We start from the raw sequence: 18,515 nt of genomic DNA on the forward strand, positions 1-18,515 counted from the left end.
GGGAGAACGTTGTGCGTATCGCGATCATCGGAGGCGGCGCCGCCGCGGTCGGCCTGGTGGACGCGCTGGCCGTGGGTGAGGCCGGATCGGCGGCGGGGGAGGTCACGGTGTTCGAGCCGTCCCCGCACCTGTGGCGGGGACGCCCGTACGGGCCTGATCTCGACAGTGTCCTGGTCAACGTCCCGCCCGTCATCATGTCGATCCGCTATCTGGACGCCGGGCACTACGCCTCCTGGCTGGGGCCGGAGCGAGCCGCCACCCACCTGGACGAGCTGCTGGGACAGCCGCTGGTGCCGCGCGCGCTCTACGGCTCGTACCTGGCCGACACCGCCGAGGCCGCTCTGGCCGCGCTGCGCGGGCGAGGGTGGCGGACGCGCGTCGCCGCCGCCCGGGTCGTCGCGGCGGCCCGCTCCGGTGGCGGCGCCGGGCTGAGGGTGCGCACCGAGGACGGGCACGAGCATCCGGCCGACCAGGTGGTGTTGTGCGTGGGCGGGGGGACGCCGCAGGACCACTACGGCCTGGGTGGCGCCGCTGGGTTCGTGGCCGATCCGTATCCGCTGGCGTACACGCTCGGCCAGGTCCCGGCCGAGGCCGACGTCGCGGTGATCGGCAGCGGGCTGAGCGCCGTGGACGTGGTGGTGTCGCTCACCGCGCGCGGCCACGCCGGGCGGATCGCGCTGGTGTCGCGGAGCGGCATGCTGCCCCACGTCTGGCAACGTCCTCTCGGCCATCGGCCCGTGCACGTGACCGTCGAGCGGGTGGAGGCGCTGTGCCGTGAGCACGGCGGCGTCACCCTGGATGATCTCACCGGGCTGCTCCGCGCCGAACTGGGCACGGCGGGGGAGGACTTCGCGCATTTCGCGGCCGAGGTGCTGGCGGCGGGGTCGGAGGAGCCCGTACGGCGGCTGCGGCGGCAACTGGCCGCCGTCGCCGACCCGCGGATCGGGCGGCGGGTGCTGCAGGAGACCGCCCACACCGTCGGCCCGTACGCCTGGCGGCTGCTGCCCGAGCCCGACCGCGAACGGCTGCGCGGGCACTACCGCCTGGCCACCGGTCTGGCTTCGCCCATGGTGCCGGTGAACGCCGCCGCGCTGCTGCGGCTGTTCGAGGCCGGGCAGCTCACCATGGTGGCAGGCGTACGCAAGATCGAGGCGGCGGAGGGAGGGTTCCGGGTCCGGGGCGACGGCGGCGACCTGAACGCCGACGTCGTCGTCAACGCCGTGAACCCGCCGCCCCAGGCGGTGCCCCGCGCCGCCGAGCCGCTGGTCACGTCCCTGCTCACCGACGGGCTGGCCGTGCTGCACCCGTCGGGCGGGCTGGTCCCCGCCGATCCGCGCCTGCACGTGGTGGGCGACCTGGCCGGCGGCGGTTCGTTCATCACCTCGGGCATCCCCGGGGTCGCCGCGGCGGCCGCCCGTTCCGCCCGCGGACTGCTGGCCACGCTTACGGGCTGATCAGTCGCGGGGGGCCGCGCCCGAGATGGTGACCTCGTTCAGCACCGTGCAACCTGGACCATGTGCGTGCTATGTTGAATAAACATTTACTCAACGAGGTGGGTATGTCCAGGACGCGAAGTGCGCAGGCGGCATGGCGCCGGGAGCAACTGCTGGACGCGGCCTTGCGCGTGTTCGCCGACAAGGGCGTGGACGGGGCCACGGTCAAGGACGTGGCTCAGGCCGCCGAGGTGACCCCCGGCCTGCTGTATCGCTACTTCGAAAGCAAGGAGGCGATGGTGGAGACGCTCCTGTCGGAGCGGGGCTTCCTTCCCCGCCTGCGGGAGCTACGGACACAGCACCACGACACCCGGCCGGCTGCCGTGGTGCTGACCGAGTTGCTGGAGGCGTTCGACCGGCTGTTGGCCGACAACGCCGAACTGATGGCCGTGTTCTTCAGCGCCGCCCAGGCCCGCGTGCCGCTGGCGACCCTGGCGGGTGAGGGCCAGCGACTCATCGGCGGCTTCCTGCTCGAACGCATCGATGCCGGCGAGCTGCGCCCGCACGACACGGTCACGGCCGCGAGGACCCTGTTCGCTACTGTCGCCGTCAACCGGCGGCTGGGCACCCCGATTGACATCGCAGCCCTGGTCGGGCTGCTGTTTCCGGAAGAAGGATGAGATGCGCGCACAGTGCTGTGTCGTCGGGGGCGGCCCCGCGGGCATGATGGCCGGGCTGCTCCTGGCCCGTCAGGGCGTGGAGGTGATCGTGCTGGAGAAACACGCGGACTTCCTGCGCGACTTCCGCGGCGACACCGTCCACCCCTCCACCCTGCAACTGATCGCCGAACTAGGCTGGATCGAAGAGTTCCTGGATCTTCCGCACACCAAGATGCCGCAGGTGACGGTCAACATGGGCGGCCGGGACGTCACCTTCGCCGACTTCAGCCGGTTGAACGTGCGTTGCCCCTACATCGCGTTCATGCCGCAATGGGACGTGCTGGACTTCCTGGCCGGCAAGGCCGCGGCCTACCCCTCCTTCCGCCTCCTGCGTCGCGCCCAGGTCACGCAACTGCTCACGGATCAGGGACGGGTGACCGGCGTCCTGGCCGACACCGCCGACGGCCCCGTGGAGGTGCGGGCCGACCTGGTGATCGGCGCCGACGGCCGCCACTCCACCGTACGGGCCCGCGCCGGCCTCGCCCCGGTGAGCACCTCGCCCCCCATGGACGTGCTGTGGTTCCGCCTGCCCCGCCGCCCGCAGGACCAGGTGCCCTTCTTCCAGGGCGGCAAGGGGGCACTGATCTCCATCGACCGCGGGGACTTCTGGCAGATCGCCTACACCATCCCGGCGGCCGCTTTCGAGGAGCTCAAGACCGCCGGGCTGCCGGCGTTCCGGGACCGGGTGGCGCACCTGGCGCCCGCGCTGCGCGACCGCGTGGAGGAGATCCACGACTGGGAGGCGGTGCACCATCTGAGCGTCCGGGTGGACCGGCTGCCACGCTGGCACCGGTCAGGACTGCTGTGCATCGGTGACGCCGCCCACGCCATGTCGCCCGCGGGCGGCGTGGGCATCAACCTGGCCGTGCAGGACGCAGTGGCCACCGCCAACCTGTTGGGCCCGCTTCTCGCCAGAGGCGGCACACCACAAGACGCCGACCTGGGCCGGGTGCAGTCACGCAGAGACCGCGCCGCGAGGATCACCCAGGCCTTCCAGCTCGGCATCCTGCGCGACCTCTATCCCAAGGACCTGGGCGACGACACGACGCGGCACGTGCCCCCGATCTTCACAGCGTTCCGTACGCTGCCGCCGCTGCGCCACCTCCTGGGTCGTTTCATCGGCATGGGCGTCCGCCCAGAGCACATCGCCGCATGACCGACCATCCTCTTCCGGCGCCGTGCGGGACACCACCGCCCGGCAGGGGGGAAGTCCCACTGGCCGAGTTCGGCAGCCGTCGTCGCGCACGCCTCCAGGTCGCAGTTGTCGAGCATCCACAGACCCATCGCGACGAGGCTCACGGCGTGGACCGGCATCAGCACGCCTTCGTAACCCGATGGCAGAACGTCCTGCGGGGTGTCGGCGCCGATCAGCGCGACCTCCCGTTCGTGCAGCCACGGCAGGCAGGACGCGTGCCACCCGGCCTGCGAGAAACCGCTGACCGCACCGGTCTCGTGCCGGACGCGGCCGTAACCGGTCCGCAGGAGCACCGCATCGCCGGATCGCACCCGCACACCCTGGCGACACTCGGCCTCCTCCAGATCGTCGGGGAACACCCCCTGCCCCGGTTCCAGCCACGGCACATCCCGCGCGCTCGCGACGTCCAGCAGGACACCCCGCGTGACGATCCCGTTCGCCGCCGCCGTGACGGCCGCCCACGCCGAGCCCGTCGCGGCGTCGACCAGCGCGTGCGACCGCCCGTTGTACATCGCGCCGTCCCAGAAGATGTGGCACGGCGAGTCGACGTGGGTGAGGGTGTTGCCGTGGAACGTGACGCCGATCCGCTCGGACGAGAAGCCCCAGTGCCGGTCATGACGGAATCCGGGCGCCGGCATGTTCTCCGCACCCGGCATGTCCGCGGCGCACGGGCACGCCGTCGTCGACCGCTCCATGTCCTCCGGTACGGCGACCTCCCATGCGCACGACACGCTCCTGCCGTGGCGCACGGCCCGCGCCGCCGCCAGCCGGACGTCGTCGGTGATGTGGTTCAGCGTGCCGAGCTCGTCGTCGTCGCCCCACCGTCCCCAGTTCGACAGCGTGTCGAAGTATCCGAGCACGTCGTCCTGCGTGGGCACCGGTCGCCCTGCCGTCATCCCGGCATCGACTCCTCCGGTCACGCGGTCGAGGCACCGAAGGCAAGGTATCGCGCCCTCTCCTTCGACATGCCAAGGTCCGCTTAGCCGGTGTGCTACCTGGGTCGGCCGCAGTGCTCCGGCCTTCAGGCCGGGGTGGAGAGCCGCTCCGCCCCACGCCTCACTACCGTGACTTCGCATGACCGACACCGAGATCGAGATCACCGCAGACCTGGTACGCGACCTGCTGCAGGAGCAACATCCGGACCTTGCGGGGCTGGCGGTCCGCGAGGTGGCGGGCGGCTGGGGCAACCAGATGTGGCGCCTCGGGGACGAGCTGGCCGTGCGCATGCAGCGCATGGACCCCACCCCGGAGCTCCAGCTCAAGGAGCGGCGGTGGCTCCCTGTGCTGGCCCCGCGCCTGCCGCTTCCGGTGCCGACCCCGGTGCGGTCCGGCGAACCGTCCGAGCGCTTCCCCAAGCACTGGACCGTGATGACGTGGGTTCCCGGCGAGCCGCTGGACCACGGCTCGATCAGCCGCGGCGCCCACGCGGCCGACACGCTGGCGGGCTTCCTCAGGGCGCTGCACGTGGAGGCGCCCGCCGAGGCCCCGGCCAGTTCGGACCTCGGCGCTCACCCCAAGGGGTGCACGGGCGGCTTCGAGCAGTTCTTGCAGGCCGTCGACGCCGTCGGCGATGTCCGCGCCGTCCGGGCCGTCTGGGACGACGCCGTCGCGGCTCCCGAGTGGGAGGGCCCGCCGGTGTGGGTGCACGGCGACCTCCATCCCGCGAATGTCGTCGTCACGGACGGGACGCTCTCAGGCGTCATCGATTTCGGTGCCTTGTTCGCCGGCGATCCCGCGTGGGACCTCGCCGCCGCGTGGTTGCTGCTCCCCACGGGCACCGCCGCACGGTTCTTCGACACGTACGGGCATGCGGACGAGGCGACGATCCGGCGCGCCCGCGGGCTGGCCGCCATGAAGAGCCTCTTCCTGATGCTCATGGGCCAGAACGGAGACCGGGGCCTTCCCGGCGGCAAGCCGAACTGGGGACCTGCGGGCCGGGCAGCACTTGATCGCGTTCTGAAGGGCTCTTAATCGTCCCGGTTCTCAATTCTGATCACCAAGGGAACCGGCGGCGATGCCGTCGACGGTCAGGTCCGTCAGCGCCGCGATGGCCGCGGCGGCGGTGGCACGCCCCCGGTTCAGCTCCGCGGCGATAGCCTCGGCCGCGCCCAGCACGCCGACGCAGCGGAGCCGGAGGGCTTCCTGCGTGAGCTCGGTGTACGGCCGCAGGGCGCGGGCCATCAGGTCCGTGTAGCCGTCGAGCAGCTCGCGCTCGATCGCCTCCATCTCCTGGTTCCCCTTGAGGGCGGCCGAGATGGCGGTCCACTCCGGCATGTCGGTGGCGCAGGCGAAGTAGGCGGCGCTCAGGACGCGGGCGATCTCGCGGGGGACGGCCGGGGCGTCACGCAGGGCCGCCTCCGCGGCGGCCCGGTGCCGCTCGTCGAGCCGCCGGTAGAGCGCGATCAGCAGGCCGGGACGGGTGCCGAAGTGGTCGTAGACGACTGGCCTGCTCACTCCGGCGGCCTCCGCCAGGCTGACCAGCGTGAGGCTGTCGGTAGTGGAGCACTCCGTACTGATCATGGGCGGATCCGGCCAGGCGGGGGCGGGGACCGCGACCCTCCTGCGCCGGTGGTACCCGGAGCTGCCGCTGACGATCGCGGGCCGCGATCTCGGCCGCGCCCGGCGGGTCGCCGACGAACTCGGCGGCGCGACAGCCGCGACCATCGATCTGCGGCGGGGCGACCTCGGCCTCCAGGGGACCGACGGCTACTCGGCGGTCGTGGCAACGGTGTGGGACAGCCACCTGAACGGACTGCGTTTCGCACAGGACCGCGGCCTGCCGTACGTCAGCATCTCCAGCGGCCTGGTCGACATCGGACCCGAGGTGGTCGCCGCCGGCCTGCGAGCCGGCGCGACGCCGGTCCTGCTGGCCGGCCACTGGTACGCGGGACTCGTCGTCCTCGCGGTGCTCGGCCTCGCCGGGGAGTTCGACCGGCTCGACACCATCGAGGTCGGCGGCGTGCTGGACGAACAGGACAGCGGCGGGCCCGCGGCCGTGGCGGACATGGAACGCCTGCTGGCCGCCACCTCGGCGGGGCAGGTCCGCCGCGACGGCGTCTTCCACTGGGTCGGCGGCCCCGATGCGGAGGTGGAGGTCACCGGCGTCGACGGCGCCGTGCTGCCCGGCCGGATCGTCCCCATCCTCGACGTGCCGAGCCTCGCCCTCGCGACGGGCGCGCCCAACGTCCGCTTCGCGTTCGCGATCGGCGAATCGGCGGGCAGACGGCGCGGCGGGCCCCCGTCCGCGGAGGTCAGGATCGACCTCGAAGGCGTGGACCGCGCGGGCGCGCCACTCAGGACGAGCCGCTACCTCTTCCACCCGGAGGGGCAGCGCCCGCTGACGGCGCTCGGTGTCGCCCTCGGCGTCGAGCGACTGCTCGGCCTGCGCGGCGCCCCCGTGCCGCCCGGCCTCCATACCCCCGAGGCGTTGATCGACCCCGGCTACGCGGCCGGGCGGATGGCGGAGATCGGCGCCACCTTCACCGGCGATCGCTGACTCCGGCGATCGAGAATCGCGGCCGGCTTCACGCCCGATCCCATCACCTTGAACGATCGTACTATTTGTACTATCGTTCAAACATGATGAGAGCGAAAAGGACGTGATGACGCGCCAACAGTTCACGCGGGCGGGGGCGCGCCAGTGGGCGGGCCTGGGCCTGCTGGCCATGCCGACGGTGCTGCTGGGACTGGACGTGACCGTCCTGTACCTGGTGGCGCCGAGCATGGCGGCCGACCTGTCCCCGTCGGCTGCCCAACTGCTGTGGATCATGGACGCGTACGGGTTCCTCGTCGCCGGGTTCCTCGTGACCATGGGCACGCTGGGCGACCGGATCGGGCGGCGCAGGTTGCTGGAGATCGGGATGGTCGCCTTCGCGGCGGCCTCGGTGTTCGCCGCGTTCGCCCCCACGGCCGAGCTGTTGATCCTCGCGCGAGCCCTGCTGGGGGTGGCCGGGGCGACGCTCATGCCCTCCACGCTGTCGCTGATCTCGAACATGTTCCCCGACGCGCGTCAGCGCGCGGTCGCCATCGGGGTCTGGGCCACGATGTTCGCGCTCGGGATGGCCGCCGGGCCGATCGTGGGCGGAGCCATGGTGGACTCCTTCTGGTGGGGAGCGCCGTTCCTGACGGCGGTGCCCATCGCCCTCGCCGTCCTGGCCGGGGCACGTGCCCTGCTTCCGGAGTACGCGGCCCCGTCCACCGGCCGGCTGGACCTGATCAGCGTGGGTCTGTCCCTGGCGGCGATCCTTCCGGTCGTCTACGCCGTCAAGCGCATCGCCTCCGACGGCCCCGGCGGCCCGACCCTCGTCTACGCCCTGGCGGGCGTTCTGGCCGGGATCGTGTTCGTACGCCGTCAACGTCGCCTCCCCGACCCGCTGCTGGACGTGTCGCTGTTCGGCGACCGGGCCTTCACCGTGGCCTTGAGTGTGCTGCTCATCGGCCTGGTCGGAGTCGGGGGCTCGATGTACCTGGTCACGCAGTACCTCCAGCTCGTCCAAGGGCTCACGCCCTTCGACGCGGGGCTCTGGATGGGACCACCGGCGCTGGCGATGTTCGCCGCCGCCATCGGTGCTCCTCTGGTCGCCCGGCGTTTCCGCCCCGGCTCGGTCATGGGCGCCGCACTCGGGGCGTCCCTCGCCGGCTACGCGCTGCTCGCCGGCGCGGGGCTCGACGACGAGGTCCCTGTGGCGGCCGGCTTCACGTTCGTCTATCTCGGGCTGGGCGCCCTCGCCGCCCTGGGCACCGACATGGTGGTGGGCGCGGTGCCGGCGGCGCGATCCGGGTCGGCGGCGTCGATCTCCGAGACGGTCCAGGAGCTCGGCATCGCCGTCGGCGTCGCCCTGCTCGGCAGTCTCACCACCGCCGTCTACCGCGCTCGGGTGACGGTGCCCGGAGATCTGACGTCGGAGACCTCCGGCGCCCTCACCGACAGCCTGAACGCGACCCTGGCGATCAGCGAGAGTCTTCCGCCCGGGACCGTCGAGGCGGCCCAGCAGGCCTTCACCAGCGGACTCAACGTCGCTTCCCTGGTCGCGGGGATCGCCATCGCCGTTGCCGCGGTGCTGTGCGTCGGGATGCTGCGTCACGTGCCCACACTCGGGGAGGCGCGGAGCCGCGACACCGACGTTTGAACGATGGTCCGACTATCCTTTTGGGTCGGACCGAGGAGCGGCATGGGCGACACCACCGACGACAGCGAGCACATCGACGGCCGCCGCGCGCGTGGCGAGAGACGACGCGCGGAGATCATCGAGGCCACCCTCGCCGTGGTCACGCGCGACGGCGCGGCAGGCGTCACCCACCGCACGGTCGCCAAGCAGGCCGGCACCACGACGTCCCTGAGCACCTACTACTTCGCGACCCTCGACGACCTGCTCGTCGCCGCCCTCACGAGTGTCGCCGACGCCTACACCGACCGCATCCGCGACATCATCGACAGCCCCGGCGACAAGCTCACCGGCCTGGCCCACCTCATCGCCGAGTCCGGCGGTTCCGGACGTGAACGCGCCTTGGCCGAACGCGAGCTGGCGACCCTGGCCGCCCGCCGCCCCGCGCTACGACCCGTGGCACGACGCTGGCGGGAGAACATCGCCGAGCTCGCCGCCACTCTGACCGACGACCCTTCGGCGATCGCCGCCCTCGTCGCGGCCTCCGACGGACTGTGCACCGCGATCCTCCTCGACAACGCCCCCGCCGACCCTGATCACATCCAGGCCGTCCTGCGACGAGCCGTCCGGTGACCGTACGGCCGCGGGATCAGCGGGACTCCGCGAGCAGGTGCACGACACCGGCCGGGTTCTTGATCCAGTGGGTTCTGGAGTCGAGGCCCTCCAGGGGCTCGACCTCGTCACACGGGTGGATGCCACTGCCGGCCAGTCTGGCCGCTGCCGCGTCCAGGTCATCGGTGTGCAGCTGCAGCCACAGGTCGGGCCGGCTGTAGTTGTCGACGCAGTCGAGCCACAGCGTATTGGGTCCGAACCGTACCGAATGAGTTCTCGAGACGGTCGGAGCGTACGAGACATCATCCTCTTCGACCTCGAAGCCCAGGGTGTCGCGGTAGAAGGCCACGGTGGCCTCGTACTGGGCCTTGGGGATCTTCATGGCGATGTTCAGGCCGGCGGTGAATTCAGGCTTGTTCATTGTCGCTCGACTCCTTCGTGTCGGTGGCGTCCAGTGCGAGCTCCAGCGCGGTCAGCCGGTCGTCCCACCGGTTGGCGAGCATGGCCAGCCAAATCTGCGCCGTGCGAATGGGGGCTGATTCCAGCCGGTAGGGATGGCGACGGCCGGCCGGTTCTCCTGGGCTGATCAGGCCCGCTTCGGCGAGCTGGCCGAGGTGCTTGGCGATCGCCTGGCGGCTGATCGGCAGCCGTCGTGCCAGGTCGGTGACGGTGGCGGGCCCAGCGCGGGCGAGCTCCTCCAGCAGTGCGCGCCGCGTCGGATCGGTGAGCGCCGCGAACACCGCGACGGCCTGCCGTTCAGGATCAGGCTGCCGCATCGAGGTAGGTCTCCAGGTCGGCGAGCTCGGCGTCCCATCCCTGACTGTTGGCCTGGTGGGCGGAGCGGGCCACGTCGGCGGCGGCCTGGGCGAACCCGCTCTCCACCAGGCGCAGCCGGGTGCCGTCCGGTATCGGTTCCAGGGTGAAGTCCACAAGCGTCCGGGGTGCGTCGTCCTCCGGCAGGCCCTCGATCGCCCACCTGAACGCGAAACGGCGTGGTGGGTCGACCACCACGATGGTGGCGACGGATTCGTCGCCGAGGTCGTCCCAGCGGAAGAACGCGCGCCCACCGGGCCGCAGATCTATCTCCGCCACCGAGCCGAACCACCGCGAGAGCCCTTCCGCGGTGGTCAGCGCGGCCCACACCCGCTCGACGGGGTGCCGCAGCACCAGCACCCGTTCGATCGCGTCCGAACCCATGTCACCCTCTTTCGCAACCTGTAGGTTGCCATCAAAGGCAACCTACAGGTTGCGATCGTCGCCCACAAGCCGCCATCGAGCGCTGTCAGGGCCTGCTCGGCCACGGCGGCCTGGATGGTCCGCGCGGCACCGGGTCCTGCCGCAACCCGTGATAGACAGGCTCGACATGGAATTCTTCTGTTACCACCGTGACCGGCCCGGCTCCGCGGCGCTGCGCGAGAAGCTCACCGAGGAGCACTGGTCCTACATGGACCGCTTCGACGCGCGGCTGATCGCCCGCGGCCCCACCCTCGACGGCGACACGGCCACCGGCAGCGTGCACATCGTCGACCTGCCGGACCCCGCCGCCGCGCGGGCGTTCGCCTTCGACGAGCCCAACTACCAGGCCGGCGTATACCGGGACGTGCTGTTGCGCCGCTGGCGCAACGTCCTGGGTCGCACCATGTGGGACTTCCCCGGTGGCCGCGAAGGCGGCAGCCGCTATCTGGTTCTCGGCCTCGGCACGGGCCAGGCCGCCGACCTCCTTCCACCGCCCGACCGGCAGGACGACCTGATCGCCTACGGGTCGCTGCTGTCCGACGACGGCGCCACCTGGCTGGGCACGGCAGCCTTGATCCGGGCGGGGGATCGGGACACGGCCCGCACCGTCCTGACCTCGGACCGCTATGCCGACATCGAAGTCCACCACTGGGAGTTCGGCGGACGACGATGATCAACGGCGGTGGCGCCTGCCGTCACACGGGAAGCTCGTCCAGGATGGCGGCGGCCTGCTCGGCAGCGCGTCTTTCGTACTCCCGCGCGAGCACCTGGAAGAGCTGCTCGGCCCGGATGGCCGGCCAGTCCGAGGGCAGGTGCTCGGCCGGCAGGTGGGGATCCTGGCGGACGAGTTGCAGCCAGTCGGTGTGCAGCAGCAACTGGCGGGCGAGGTCGTCCGGCGCGCCGGGGAGCGGCCGGGGGACGTCCCACTGGGCGAGAAACGCCCGGTAGCGTCCGGCGATCCGCTCGATGTCGAAGGCCTTCCTGACGAGGTCGGCGGCCTCGGTCGGCTTGAAGGCGCGGGCGGTCAGCACGGTGACGTGGTCGCCCAGCTCCAGCGAGGCGATGATGTCCGTGACGTCCTTCTCGCCCGGCGCTATCCACAGCCCGTTCTGCAGCAGGCCGAAGCCGTTCCAGATCAGCTGAGAGCGCAGGTCGTTCCGGGTGCTGCGCCGGCTGTCCGGCAGCGAGAACCCGACGACCGTCCAGGTGCCGTCCCAGTCGCGGTTCACCGCGCCGGTCTCCCACACCCGTCTGCGCCCATCCTTCAGCACCTCCGCGGCGTGCGGGGCGAGCCCGAAATACACCTTTCGTCCCCGTCGGTGCCGGATCAGCAGGTTGCGCTTGACCATGCGCGCGAGCGTCGACCGTACGGCCTCCTCGGAGACGTTGAGGCGGGCGAACACGTCTATGACGCTGCCGGAGTAGACGGCCAAGCCGCGGTCCAGCACGTAGATGCCGAGAAAGCTGAACATCAGGGACTGCGGGCGCCGGAACTGCGCTGTCAGGTCGTCTTCGCCACCGAAGGTCACAGCCAAAGGGTAGACGGTTCTCAACGTCAGGCAAATCTTTGACGGCAGTCACATAAGTGCCATAGATTCGGCGATGTCAGGCTTCCCTGCGAAAGGTGAGGTGCATGGATCTGTCGGGCAAGGTGGCCGTCGTCACGGGCGCGGGTCGTGGCCTCGGGCGGGCCTACGCCGAGGCGCTGGCGGCGGCCGGGGCGGCGGTCATCGTGAACGACCTGGACGGCGACTCGGCGGCCGGAGTCGCCGGTGGGATCATCGCGGCGGGGGGCAGGGCCGCGGCCGTCGTCGCCCCGGTCGGCTCCGCCGAGGCCGCCGAGCGGCTGGTCGCCACGGCCGTCAAGGAGTTCGGCCGGCTGGACGTGATGGTCACGAACGCGGGCATTCTGCGGGACCGGGTCCTGTGGAAGATGTCCGACGAGGACTTCGACGCGGTGATCGACGTGCACCTGCGGGGCACGTTCACCTGCGCCCGGGCGGCGGCGGTGCGGATGCGCGAGCAGGGGACGGGCGGACGGCTGATCCTCGTCTCGTCGCCCGCCGGTCAGCGCGGGAACTTCGGCCAGACCAACTACGCCGCCGCCAAGGCGGGCATCGTCGCCATGGCCCGGACCTGGGCGATGGAGCTGGCCAGGGCGAACATCACGGTGAACGCGATCGTCCCGGTCGCGGCGACGGAGATGACCAAGACGATCCCGGCCTTCGCCCCGGTCATCGAGGAGTCGGAGCGGACCGGGCGGCCGTTCCCGGAATGGCTGCGCAGGGGCGAGGGCCTGGGCACGGTCGGGGACGTCGCCCCGCTCGTCGTCTTCCTCGCGTCCGACGCCTCCGCGGAGGTGACGGGCCAGGCCATCGGCATCGGCGGCGACCGGCTGGCGCTCTGGTCCCACCCCGGCGAGAAGGCGGTGGCCTACGCCGACGGTGGCTGGACGGCCGACGCGATCGCCGCCTCATGGCGGACGGGCGTCGGCGCCGATCCCGAGACGTACGGCGTGCCCGCGCCCAAGGTCCCCGAACAGAAGACGGCGGAGAGCTGAGATGCCGCGGATGAACGTCGGCGAACTGGTCGCGATCGACGTGCACACGCACGCCGAGGTCTCCGCCGGCGGGCACGTCTCGCTGAGCGCGGAGCTGTTCGGCGCCTCGGAGAAGTACTTCAAGGAGCACCCCAGGCCGACCATCCCCGAGATGGCCGCCTACTACCGAGAGCGCAAGATGGCCGCGGTGGTGTTCACCGTCGACGCGGAGCACGCCACCGGCCACCCTCGCATCTCGAACGAGGAGGTCGCCGAGAGCTGTGCCGAGCATGCCGACGTGCTGATCCCGTTCGCCAGTGTCGATCCGTGGAAGGGCCGGGCGGGCGTCCGCGAGGCCCGCCGGCTCGTCGAGGAGCACGGCGTGCGCGGCTTCAAGTTTCACCCCAGCATCCAGGGCTTCGCGCCCGACGACCGCATGGCCTATCCCCTCTACGAGGTGATCCAGGAGTCCGGCGCGATCGCCCTGTTCCACACGGGCCAGACGGGTATCGGCGCGGGCGTGCCGGGCGGGGGCGGGATCCGGTTGAAGTACTCCAACCCCATGCTGGTGGACGACGTCGCCGTGGACTTCCCCGACCTGAAGATCGTGCTGGCCCATCCGTCGTTCCCCTGGCAGGACGAGGCGCTGGCCGTCGCCACGCACAAGCCCCAGGTCTACATCGACCTGTCCGGATGGTCGCCCAAGTACTTCCCGCCGCAGCTCGTCCGGTACGCGAACACGCTGCTGAAGGACAAGGTGCTCTTCGGATCCGACTATCCGGTGATCACCCCGGACCGCTGGCTCGCCGACTTCGGCAAGCTCGAGATCAAGCCGGAGGTCCGCTCCCGCATCCTCAAGGACAATGCCGCGCGCCTGCTCGGGCTGGGTGCGCAGGAAGGGACGACACGGTCATGACCACGACGGTGCACGGACTCGGCGAGATCAAGGCGCTCGCCGGGGCGGACCTCGGCCGCAGCGAATGGCTGGAGATCACCCAGGAACGGGTGAACACCTTCGCCGACGCCACCGACGACCACCAGTGGATCCACGTCGATCCCGAGCGGGCGAAGGAGGGGCCGTTCGGCGGTCCGATCGCCCACGGCTATCTGACCCTGTCCCTGGTCATCCCGCTTTTCACCGAGTTGCTCGACATCCGGGGCGTGACGATGAGCGTCAACTACGGACTGGAGAAGGCCCGCTTCCCCAGTCCCGTCAAGGTCGGCGCCAAGATCCGCCTCGCCGCCGCCGTGGCGTCGGTGGACGACGTCCCCGGTGACGGCGTCCAGATGCTCCTCGACTTCACCGTAGAGATCGACGGCTCCGCCAAGCCCGCCTGCGTCGCGCGCGTGATCTACCGTCACTACGCCTGACCGGGCGAAACGTACGGCCCGCGCCCGGCGCGGCGAGCGCGGCGCACCCCACCCCCCGCCCATATTGGGCAAAGTATTGACGTCCGTTATGGATCTGCCTAACCTCCGGGACAAGCAAGCGAGAGTCTTAGCTCGCTCCCGGACGAGGAGCTCGGTCATGCCGAACCTGCCAGTCACATCCCCCAACCGGATCCAACTCCGACGCGCGGTCGCCTCAAGCTTCCTGGGCAGCGTCATCGAGTACTACGACTTCCTGCTGTACGCCACCGCCTCGGCCGTGGTCTTCAGCAAGGTCTTCTTCTCCTCTCTCGACCCGCTCACGGCGACGGTCGCCAGCTTCGGCACCTTCGCCACGGGCTACCTGGCCAGGCCGCTCGGCGGAGCGATCTTCGGCCACTTCGGCGACCGGCTGGGCCGCAAGCGCATGCTGGTGCTGAGCATGACCCTGATGGGCGTCGCCAGCTTCCTCATCGGCCTGCTCCCCACCTACGCGCAGATCGGCGTCCTCGCGCCCATCGCACTCGTCGTACTCCGGATCCTGCAGGGCGTCGCGGTCGGCGGTGAATGGGGCGGAGCCGTGCTGATGTCCGCCGAGCACGCGACCAGCCGTCGCGGACTGTGGGCGAGCTTCACCAACGCCGGAGCCCCCTTCGGCATGGTGCTGTCCACCGCGGCGCTCGGCGGCACGGCCGCCGTCCTGGGCGAGGAGGAGTTCCTCAGCTGGGGCTGGCGGGTGCCGTTCCTGATCAGCGTCGTCCTGCTGGCGGTCGGCCTGTTCGTCCGGCTGAGGGTCGAGGAGACCCCGGTGTTCAAGGCCGCCGCGGACCATGGCTCCCGAGCGCCGCTGCTGGACGTGCTCCGCCATCACCCGAGGACTCTCCTGCTCGGTGTGGGCGTCGGTCTGTCCGCCTTCGTGGCGCAGGGCACGCTGACCACCTATCTCATCGCCTACGGCGTGCGGGCAGGCTTCCCCCGGCCGGACGTGCTGAACGGTCTCACGCTCTCCTCGGCGCTGGCCGTCCTGAGCATCATCGGGTGGTCGGCGCTGTCGGACAGGGTGGGACGCCGTCCGGTCGTGCTGGCCGGCGCACTCCTCATGGCCGTGTTCGGCTTCGTCCTCTTCCCGATGGTGGACGCCGGCAGCGTCGCCGTCCTCACCGTCGCGCTCGTGCTGGGCCAGGCGGTCATCCACCCGATGATGTACGGCCCGCTCGCGGCGCTGTACACCGAGGTCTTCGCCACCAGGAGCCGCTACACCGGAGCCTCGATGGGCTACCAGCTCGCCGGGCTCGGCGCCGGCCTGGCCCCGCTGCTGTTCGCCCAGCTCGACGCGTCCACCGGCGGGGGAGGGACGATGATGATCTCGGTGATCATCGCCGCCTCCTGCCTGCTGACGGTGGTCTGCCTCCTGGCCCTGGGCGAGACCAGCCGCCGCGACCTGACCGCCGTCGCCCCGGCGGCGCGCGCGACCGACCCGGCCGAACCGTCCTCCACCTGACAGGAGTCGCCGATGCGTAACGCCGGACTGGGCGGCTGGCCGGCCCGCCGGGCGCGGATGAGCCCGAACCGCATCGCCTTCGTCTTCGACGGCCGGGCGGTCACCTACGCCTGGGTGCACGAGCGGACGACAAGGCTCGCATCGAGTCTGCGCGGCGCCGGGGTTCGGACCGGGGACCGGGTCGCCTACCTCGGCCCCAACCACGTCGCCTTCGCCGAGACCATGTTCGCCACGCACCTGCTCGGAGGGATCTTCGTCCCGCTGAACTTCCGGCTGACCGCATCGGAGATCGCCTACATGGTGGAGGACTCCGGCGCCTCCGTCCTCGTCTACGCGCCGGAGTGCGCCACGGTCGTACGCGATCTTCCGGGACTCCCGGGACTGCGCACGGCCGTGGCGCTGGAGTCGCCGGCACCGGGGGAGCGGGAGTACGAGGCCTTTCTGTCGGGAGGCGATGCCACGCCGATCGACACCCCGGTCGCGCTCGACGACATCGCTCTCATCCTCTACACCTCGGGCACGACCGGGCGTCCCAAGGGGGCGATGCTCAGTCACGCCAACCTGGTGTGGAACTGCTTCAACATCATGGTCGGGGTCGACGTGGCGAGCACCGAGGTGACGCTGATCAGTGCGCCGCTCTTCCACGTCGCGGCGCTGAACCAGACGTTGCTGCCGACCTTCCTCAAGGGCGGCACCTCGCTGATCATGCCGTTCTGGGACGTGGACTCCTGCTACGACCTCATCGAGAAGCACCGCGTCACCTGGATGTTCGGGGTCACCGCGATGTTCGCCGCCCTCGCGCGGTCGCCGCGGTGGGCCGACGCCGACCTGTCCTCGCTGCGGACCCTGATGTCAGGGGGAGCGGCGATCCCGGTCGCGTTGATCCGCACGTACCAGCAGCGGGGCTTGGTCTTCTGTCAGGGCTACGGACTGACGGAGACCTCGCCGGGCGCCACCTTCCTTGAGGCGGGTGAAAGCGTGCGCAAGGTGGGGTCGGCCGGCGTGCCGGTGTTCTTCGCCAACATACGCGTGGTCCGGCCCGACGGCAGTGAGGCCGAGGCCGGCGAGGCGGGCGAAGTGCACATCCAGGGGCCCAACGTCACCCCCGGCTACTGGCGGAACCCGGAGGCGACCGCCGCCGCGCTGACCGAAGGAGGCTGGTTCCGCTCCGGGGACATCGCCACCCTCGACGACGAGGGGCACCTTCACATCGTCGACCGGCTGAAGGACATGTACATCTCCGGCGGGGAGAATGTCTATCCGGCCGAGGTGGAGGGTGTGCTCTTCGGGCATCCCGCCGTGGCGGAGGCCGCCGTGGTGGGGGTGCCCGACGAGAAATGGGGCGAGGTCGGCCGGGCCTTCGTCGTCCCCCGTGACGGCGTCGCCCTCACCGCGGCAGAGCTGGCGGACTTCCTCCGTTCCCGGCTCGCAAAGTACAAGATCCCCGTCTATTTCGACATCATGGACACACTGCCGAGAACCGGCTCAGGCAAGATCCTCAAACCCGAGCTTCGAACACGGCTCCTGCCGCCCGGCGCGGCACCGCCCCGATCGCCGTCCTCCGCGTCCCCCGACCGTCAGGAGCACAGATGATCAGAGGCGGCTATCCGCCCGAGGGCAGCGCGCCGCCCGCGAGTTGCGCGCCACCGGTGAGCATCCCCGCAGACGGACCGCCCAGCCGACCGACTCCCTGACCGCCCACGAGCCGCACATCGCACGGCTGGTGGCCACCGCAGCGACCTCCCGGGAGGTCGTTGCGCCAACTGTTCCTCAGCCCACGCACGGTTGAAGCCCACCTCCGCGACATCTTCCGGAAGCTGGACATCACCTCCCGCCGGCAGCTCAGAGAACTGCCGCTTCCCTGACCAGACAGGCAGACCACGGTCAGGCACCGGGTTGGGTCGACCGGGTTAGGCACTTCTCCCTGACGCGAAGTAGCGTCGGCTGCGCGAATCCGACCTTCCACGTGGCGAGCGGGGAGCGCTACCGATCTGATTCGTCTGGCCCCGGGCAACCCACGGTGGACCCGAGATGACGACCTGTCACAGCACCGAAACAGGAGGCTCAACGAACAATGTCCATCGACGTCAACGTGACCAGGAATCCGGACCGGCGGCGCTACGAAGCCTCCGTCGGCGAGACGACGGTCGCCGGATTCATCGACTACCAGGAGACCAGCGAGATGATCGTCCTGGCTCACACCGAGGTCGACCCGACCTTCGAGGGTCGAGGAATCGGCGGCGCCCTGGCTCGCGCCGCGCTCGACGACATCCGCGAACGAGGACTGAAAGCGCTGGTGATCTGCCCCTTCATCCTCAGTTGGCTGCGCAATCACCCCGAGTACCGCGACCTGCTCTACAACTCGGCACCGTCCAGGGCCGGCGACTAGGTGGCATGACCGACCTGACCCTCGACCCGGTGACCGTGCCGCCGGGATTCGACGGCCGGCAGCGAAGCTCCTCGATCGTGCCGGCGTCAACCCCCGTCTCGTCGTGAGTACGACCGGGAGTTCGTCCGCCGCGGCCGCACGGGCGACGGTGCCGTCCAGGCCGCGATCGCGTCGTCGCAGGCCCGCGGGTGGACGGCTACCTCTACTTCCCCGCCCCCCGCGGCGGCGGTTCCTGACCCACTGGCTCGAACAGCTCTGAATTCTCTGGGGTCCGAGGTGTCCCCCGGGAGGTGTATGCGGCCATCTAAAACTCCAGGTCGGCGGACAGGTGACTCCAGGTAGATGGCCAGAAGGGTCCCGGTAGACGGACATCGGAAATCCTGGTCGATGGCCACGTAATCTCTTGATCTTGCTCGTG

20 protein-coding genes and 1 pseudogene are annotated in these 18,515 nt (G+C 70.7%); 15 read left to right on the forward strand and 6 right to left on the reverse strand.

What is annotated here, in order from left to right; all coding sequences use genetic code 11:
• Nucleotides 1-11 precede the first annotated feature (11 nt).
• The 3 genes and pseudogenes from ABD999_RS39615 to ABD999_RS39625 all read left to right on the forward strand — a co-directional run.
• On the forward strand, nucleotides 12-1,454 hold the full coding sequence (locus ABD999_RS39615; protein ID WP_271278734.1) for an FAD/NAD(P)-binding protein: 1,443 nt from the start codon (nucleotides 12-14) through the stop codon (nucleotides 1,452-1,454).
• Between the two features lie 104 nt (nucleotides 1,455-1,558).
• Nucleotides 1,559-2,113 carry a TetR/AcrR family transcriptional regulator gene (locus ABD999_RS39620; protein WP_271278735.1) on the forward strand — a complete coding sequence of 185 codons (555 nt, stop codon included), beginning with the start codon at nucleotides 1,559-1,561 and terminating at the stop codon, nucleotides 2,111-2,113.
• A 1-nt stretch (nucleotide 2,114) separates the two neighbouring features.
• Nucleotides 2,115-3,239: pseudogene (locus ABD999_RS39625) on the forward strand (FAD-dependent oxidoreductase); the annotation flags it as partial.
• Here ABD999_RS39625 and ABD999_RS39630 read toward each other — a convergent pair.
• Nucleotides 3,170-4,243 carry a cyclase family protein gene (locus ABD999_RS39630; RefSeq protein WP_271278736.1) on the reverse strand — a complete coding sequence of 358 codons (1,074 nt, stop codon included), beginning with the start codon at nucleotides 4,241-4,243 and terminating at the stop codon, nucleotides 3,170-3,172. The pseudogene ABD999_RS39625 and the gene ABD999_RS39630 overlap by 70 nt on opposite strands.
• 178 nt (nucleotides 4,244-4,421) lie before the next feature.
• Between ABD999_RS39630 and ABD999_RS39635 the strand changes: the two genes are divergently transcribed.
• Nucleotides 4,422-5,318, forward strand: a complete 897-nt coding sequence (locus tag ABD999_RS39635) for an aminoglycoside phosphotransferase family protein (protein ID WP_271278737.1) — start codon at nucleotides 4,422-4,424, stop codon at nucleotides 5,316-5,318.
• A 12-nt stretch (nucleotides 5,319-5,330) separates the two neighbouring features.
• Here ABD999_RS39635 and ABD999_RS39640 read toward each other — a convergent pair whose 3' ends face one another.
• Complete coding sequence (locus tag ABD999_RS39640; RefSeq protein ID WP_271278738.1) at nucleotides 5,331-5,867, reverse strand: TetR/AcrR family transcriptional regulator; 537 nt, start codon at nucleotides 5,865-5,867, stop codon at nucleotides 5,331-5,333.
• Here ABD999_RS39640 and ABD999_RS39645 point away from each other — a divergent pair.
• From ABD999_RS39645 to ABD999_RS39655, 3 genes are all read left to right on the forward strand, one after another.
• Nucleotides 5,830-6,843, forward strand: a complete 1,014-nt coding sequence (locus ABD999_RS39645; RefSeq protein ID WP_271278739.1) for a saccharopine dehydrogenase family protein — start codon at nucleotides 5,830-5,832, stop codon at nucleotides 6,841-6,843. The genes ABD999_RS39640 and ABD999_RS39645 overlap by 38 nt on opposite strands.
• A gap of 106 nt (nucleotides 6,844-6,949) precedes the next feature.
• Nucleotides 6,950-8,476, forward strand: coding sequence for an MFS transporter (locus ABD999_RS39650; RefSeq protein WP_271278740.1), 1,527 nt, complete (start codon nucleotides 6,950-6,952; stop codon nucleotides 8,474-8,476).
• Nucleotides 8,477-8,518: 42 nt separating this feature from the next.
• The gene (locus ABD999_RS39655) at nucleotides 8,519-9,085 is read left to right on the forward strand and encodes a TetR/AcrR family transcriptional regulator (protein ID WP_271278741.1); all 567 of its coding nucleotides are present in this window, start codon (nucleotides 8,519-8,521) and stop codon (nucleotides 9,083-9,085) included.
• A 16-nt stretch (nucleotides 9,086-9,101) separates the two neighbouring features.
• On the opposite strand, the gene ABD999_RS39660 is transcribed toward ABD999_RS39655, so the two are convergent.
• Genes ABD999_RS39660 through ABD999_RS39670 form a run of 3 tightly spaced genes read right to left on the reverse strand, consistent with a single transcriptional unit; the run spans nucleotide 9,102 to nucleotide 10,261 of the window.
• The gene (locus ABD999_RS39660; protein ID WP_271278742.1) at nucleotides 9,102-9,485 is read right to left on the reverse strand and encodes a VOC family protein; all 384 of its coding nucleotides are present in this window, start codon (nucleotides 9,483-9,485) and stop codon (nucleotides 9,102-9,104) included.
• The gene (locus ABD999_RS39665; RefSeq protein WP_271278743.1) at nucleotides 9,472-9,840 is read right to left on the reverse strand and encodes an ArsR/SmtB family transcription factor; all 369 of its coding nucleotides are present in this window, start codon (nucleotides 9,838-9,840) and stop codon (nucleotides 9,472-9,474) included. The genes ABD999_RS39660 and ABD999_RS39665 overlap by 14 nt, the downstream gene beginning before the upstream one ends.
• Nucleotides 9,827-10,261: an SRPBCC domain-containing protein gene (locus ABD999_RS39670; protein ID WP_271278744.1), complete on the reverse strand. Its 435-nt coding sequence runs from the start codon at nucleotides 10,259-10,261 to the stop codon at nucleotides 9,827-9,829. The genes ABD999_RS39665 and ABD999_RS39670 overlap by 14 nt, the downstream gene beginning before the upstream one ends.
• 166 nt (nucleotides 10,262-10,427) lie before the next feature.
• On the opposite strand from ABD999_RS39670, the gene ABD999_RS39675 reads away from it, so the two are divergent.
• A complete protein-coding gene (locus ABD999_RS39675) occupies nucleotides 10,428-10,973 on the forward strand; it encodes a YciI family protein (RefSeq protein WP_271278745.1) in 546 nt (181 codons plus the stop codon).
• Nucleotides 10,974-10,995: 22 nt separating this feature from the next.
• Here the strand turns inward: ABD999_RS39675 and ABD999_RS39680 are convergent, their stop codons facing one another.
• Complete coding sequence (locus ABD999_RS39680) at nucleotides 10,996-11,829, reverse strand: PaaX family transcriptional regulator (RefSeq protein ID WP_271278746.1); 834 nt, start codon at nucleotides 11,827-11,829, stop codon at nucleotides 10,996-10,998.
• Nucleotides 11,830-11,933: 104 nt separating this feature from the next.
• Here ABD999_RS39680 and ABD999_RS39685 point away from each other — a divergent pair, with 104 nt between their 5' ends.
• From ABD999_RS39685 to ABD999_RS39715, 7 genes are all read left to right on the forward strand, one after another.
• Nucleotides 11,934-12,860, forward strand: coding sequence for an SDR family oxidoreductase (locus ABD999_RS39685; protein ID WP_271278747.1), 927 nt, complete (start codon nucleotides 11,934-11,936; stop codon nucleotides 12,858-12,860).
• A 10-nt stretch (nucleotides 12,861-12,870) separates the two neighbouring features.
• Nucleotides 12,871-13,755 carry an amidohydrolase family protein gene (locus tag ABD999_RS39690; protein ID WP_148031710.1) on the forward strand — a complete coding sequence of 295 codons (885 nt, stop codon included), beginning with the start codon at nucleotides 12,871-12,873 and terminating at the stop codon, nucleotides 13,753-13,755.
• The gene (locus ABD999_RS39695; RefSeq protein WP_271278748.1) at nucleotides 13,752-14,210 is read left to right on the forward strand and encodes a MaoC family dehydratase; all 459 of its coding nucleotides are present in this window, start codon (nucleotides 13,752-13,754) and stop codon (nucleotides 14,208-14,210) included. Before ABD999_RS39690 ends, ABD999_RS39695 begins: the two co-directional genes overlap by 4 nt.
• Before the next feature lie 157 nt (nucleotides 14,211-14,367).
• The gene (locus tag ABD999_RS39700) at nucleotides 14,368-15,708 is read left to right on the forward strand and encodes an MFS transporter (RefSeq protein WP_148031708.1); all 1,341 of its coding nucleotides are present in this window, start codon (nucleotides 14,368-14,370) and stop codon (nucleotides 15,706-15,708) included.
• Nucleotides 15,709-15,720: 12 nt separating this feature from the next.
• Entirely contained in the window at nucleotides 15,721-17,301 is a 1,581-nt protein-coding gene (locus ABD999_RS39705) for an acyl-CoA synthetase (protein WP_271278749.1), read from the forward strand.
• 161 nt (nucleotides 17,302-17,462) lie between these two features.
• Entirely contained in the window at nucleotides 17,463-17,573 is a 111-nt protein-coding gene (locus ABD999_RS44050; protein WP_378525372.1) for a LuxR C-terminal-related transcriptional regulator, read from the forward strand.
• A gap of 209 nt (nucleotides 17,574-17,782) precedes the next feature.
• On the forward strand, nucleotides 17,783-18,097 hold the full coding sequence (locus tag ABD999_RS39715) for a GNAT family N-acetyltransferase (protein ID WP_271278750.1): 315 nt from the start codon (nucleotides 17,783-17,785) through the stop codon (nucleotides 18,095-18,097).
• The last annotated feature ends 418 nt before the right edge of the window (nucleotides 18,098-18,515 follow it).

This window comes from Nonomuraea ferruginea (assembly GCF_039540635.1).
GTDB classification, from domain to species: Bacteria; Actinomycetota; Actinomycetes; order Streptosporangiales; family Streptosporangiaceae; genus Nonomuraea; species Nonomuraea ferruginea.

Excerpts from the sequence above, each read along its gene's own strand:
- ABD999_RS39620 (WP_271278735.1), top strand. The coding sequence starts at position 1,559 with ATGTCCAGGACGCGAAGTGCGCAGGCGGCATGGCGCCGGGAGCAACTG.
- ABD999_RS39630 (WP_271278736.1), bottom strand. The coding sequence starts at position 4,243 with ATGACGGCAGGGCGACCGGTGCCCACGCAGGACGACGTGCTCGGATAC.
- ABD999_RS39635 (WP_271278737.1), top strand. The coding sequence starts at position 4,422 with ATGACCGACACCGAGATCGAGATCACCGCAGACCTGGTACGCGACCTG.
- ABD999_RS39640 (WP_271278738.1), bottom strand. The coding sequence starts at position 5,867 with ATGATCAGTACGGAGTGCTCCACTACCGACAGCCTCACGCTGGTCAGC.
- ABD999_RS39650 (WP_271278740.1), top strand. The coding sequence starts at position 6,950 with ATGACGCGCCAACAGTTCACGCGGGCGGGGGCGCGCCAGTGGGCGGGC.
- ABD999_RS39655 (WP_271278741.1), top strand. The coding sequence starts at position 8,519 with ATGGGCGACACCACCGACGACAGCGAGCACATCGACGGCCGCCGCGCG.
- ABD999_RS39660 (WP_271278742.1), bottom strand. The coding sequence starts at position 9,485 with ATGAACAAGCCTGAATTCACCGCCGGCCTGAACATCGCCATGAAGATC.
- ABD999_RS39665 (WP_271278743.1), bottom strand. The coding sequence starts at position 9,840 with ATGCGGCAGCCTGATCCTGAACGGCAGGCCGTCGCGGTGTTCGCGGCG.
- ABD999_RS39670 (WP_271278744.1), bottom strand. The coding sequence starts at position 10,261 with ATGGGTTCGGACGCGATCGAACGGGTGCTGGTGCTGCGGCACCCCGTC.
- ABD999_RS39675 (WP_271278745.1), top strand. The coding sequence starts at position 10,428 with ATGGAATTCTTCTGTTACCACCGTGACCGGCCCGGCTCCGCGGCGCTG.
- ABD999_RS39685 (WP_271278747.1), top strand. The coding sequence starts at position 11,934 with ATGGATCTGTCGGGCAAGGTGGCCGTCGTCACGGGCGCGGGTCGTGGC.
- ABD999_RS39690 (WP_148031710.1), top strand. The coding sequence starts at position 12,871 with ATGAACGTCGGCGAACTGGTCGCGATCGACGTGCACACGCACGCCGAG.
- ABD999_RS39695 (WP_271278748.1), top strand. The coding sequence starts at position 13,752 with ATGACCACGACGGTGCACGGACTCGGCGAGATCAAGGCGCTCGCCGGG.
- ABD999_RS39700 (WP_148031708.1), top strand. The coding sequence starts at position 14,368 with ATGCCGAACCTGCCAGTCACATCCCCCAACCGGATCCAACTCCGACGC.
- ABD999_RS39705 (WP_271278749.1), top strand. The coding sequence starts at position 15,721 with ATGCGTAACGCCGGACTGGGCGGCTGGCCGGCCCGCCGGGCGCGGATG.
- ABD999_RS39715 (WP_271278750.1), top strand. The coding sequence starts at position 17,783 with ATGTCCATCGACGTCAACGTGACCAGGAATCCGGACCGGCGGCGCTAC.